We start from the raw sequence: 2,464 nt of genomic DNA, 5'->3' as shown, positions 1-2,464 counted from the left end.
ACACCCCGCCACCACACCAACGAGCACCATCTCCACTGGTCACGCTTCCGCAGACGCAGCCAGGCCCGAGCCCGCACCTCCCACTACAAACGCCGAGGCCACAACCCCCAGATGCGGTTGCAGTATTAGGTGGCGCGGGCTTGGCCGGGTGTCTGTTTCGTGCGGATGCACGAAAAGAGGCACCTACGGGGGGAGGGTTCGTGGGTCGGGGTCGTCCCGGTGACCGGCCAGTGGTCTCTTGGATGAGGTGGGTGTCCGGACGGGCGCAGCGGATGACTCTGGTCTTGGGCCGGTCTGTTCGCTGTGGCTGGGGTGGCGCGCACCCTTCGGGCCTGCTCTGGCCGCACGTATTCGTCGTTGCCCGCGCGCCGCCTGGGCTTATGTAGCGGGCCGGTGGGTTCGTTGCCCTATCGGGCATCGGAGGGTGGGGACTGTTTTCAAACGGCGCACGCTTTGTTTTCAACACTCTGTTTAAAACGAAGTGTTTCGCGTTTCAGAACAGTCCCCACCTCCAGATGCCCAATAGGGCAGACGACCGCGCACCGCCACCACGGCCCGGTTGGGCAACGACCCCCACCGGCCCCGGGGATGACCAACAAGGGCACACAGAGGCGGCAGCAGCTGCGCGCCACCCCAGCCACAGCGAACAGACCGACCCCCAACGGCCGTCATCCGCTGCGCCCGTTCGGACACCCACCTCTTCCACCCGACAAACCGGCCGGTCACCGGGACGGCGAACACCCACGAACCCTCCCCCCGTAGGTGCCTCTTTTCGTGCATCCGCACGAAACAGACACCCGGGCAAGCACCGGCCACCTAGGCCAAGCGTCGAAGCCGCCCCACCCCAGCCACCCATCACATCTAGACGTCCGGAATCTCAGGAATCTCCGGAATCACGGGCAGTTCGGGGGAGAGGAAGTCCTGCTCGGTCGTGAACGAGCACCAGGTGTAGATGAAGTCGGAGCTCAGCGTCTCGGTCTCCGTCAGGGTCCTGATGTCGAGACCGGGGGAGCGGTGCATGAAGTGGTAATCGCCGGCGGGCAGTTCGAGCGTCACCGTGGGATAGCCGCTGCTTGAGCACGAGGCGTCACCCGGGTCCGAGGGATAGACCGAGCAGCTGCCGCACGGGCCGACGCTCTCGGAGCCCGTCGTCGGCCCCGTCCACAGGATCTCCAGCTCGTCGGGTGAGTCGTTGAGGATCTCCACCGTCACCGTGGCCGCACCCGCGGAACCAGGCTCGGGCGGCAACTGCTCACCGGCCGGGGCGTATTCGGCGGCGATCTGGCTGGCGATGAGAATGTCCCGCGCGTGCTCCACCCGCTCGTGGTCCGGGTAGTCCTCGACGAGCTCGTTCAAGTGCGTGTCGCTGGTGGCGTACTGGCCGCCCAGGAAGTTGAACGTGCCGCACTGGTACAGCCCCTCGGGCACCGGGCCCGCGCCCTCGTCGGCCAGCTGGGTGAACTCCGCCCCCGGCAGACGACCGAACAGGCCGTTGAGCGTGCGCAGTTCGTCGAACGATGCACAGGGCTGGTCACCGCCGATGCCATCGATGGCGCCGCGCTGCCGGTCCCCGAGCTCCTGGGGCAGACCCGTCGCGTACTCGCTCTCCGGGTGGTCCTCCAGGAGTTCCGTCAACGGCTCGCCCGCGGCAGCCGCGTCGGCCTCGGCGATCCGCTGGAGGCCACAGCCGTGCAGCGGTTCGGGCAGATCGGACGCTGCCTGCCCGGACAGCCGCTCCGCCTCCGAGTCGTCGATGTCGCCCGGCAGTTCACTGAAGAAGCGCAACGGGTCGAGGCTCGTGCAGTGGTCCTCGCCGGTCCGCTCCGCGGTGGCCCCCTCGTACAGGGCGTCCAGCCGTTCGGGCACCTCGCCCGCGGCATCCGTGTCGGGGTGGTCGGCGCGCACGCCCAGATACACGTCGAGGGGGTCGCGGTAACGCTCCTCCTCGAAGCCCGACTGGTTGGCCCGTTCCACCTCGGCATCCGCGGCGGCCAGCAGCTCCTGGAGGTCGTCCTCCAGCGCCTGCCGCTGGGCGTCGTTGAAGAACACCACGCTCGCCGCGGGAAGGGCCAGCAGCAGCGCACCCGCCGTGAGCGGGATCCATCGCCTGGTCCGGCCCGGCAGGGAGGGACCGGCCACCCGGTAGGCGTCGGCCGCGGCCAGCAGCAGCCACACGCCGTAGAGCACGACCCACAGGCCGTCGATCCCCTCGGCGGTGACCGGCAGCGCGACATACAGCAGGAGGCCGGTGACCAGCCAGCTCGGGATCGCCCGGCGCCAGCGCCGCAGATAGAGGTAACCGAGGCCGAGGCCGCTGAGGTTGAGCAGCGCGGCCGTGGCGGCGGTGCCCGGATCGCGCGGCATCCCGGCGGTCGGGGGGAGGGAGGGGGGCGGAGGCGGTGGAAGCGGTCCGCCGGGCGGGCCCGGGGGCGGGTCGAGGGACAGCGTCGCCTGCGGCAGCCTG

Annotated in this window: 1 protein-coding gene; it reads right to left on the bottom strand. The window is 69.5% G+C overall.

Going from position 1 to position 2,464, the window contains the following annotated elements:
• Positions 1–861: 861 nt before the first annotated feature.
• A partial coding sequence (locus ADY01_RS34930) for a hypothetical protein (protein ID WP_234320540.1) occupies positions 862–2,464 on the bottom strand: 1,603 nt, incomplete at its 5' end.

The sequence above is a fragment of the Streptomyces sp. SBT349 genome (genome assembly GCF_001083795.1).
Lineage (GTDB): Bacteria > Actinomycetota > Actinomycetes > Streptomycetales > Streptomycetaceae > Streptomyces.
Note: the sequence above shows the minus strand (reverse complement) of the source record. Positions and strands in the feature narration are given on the sequence as shown.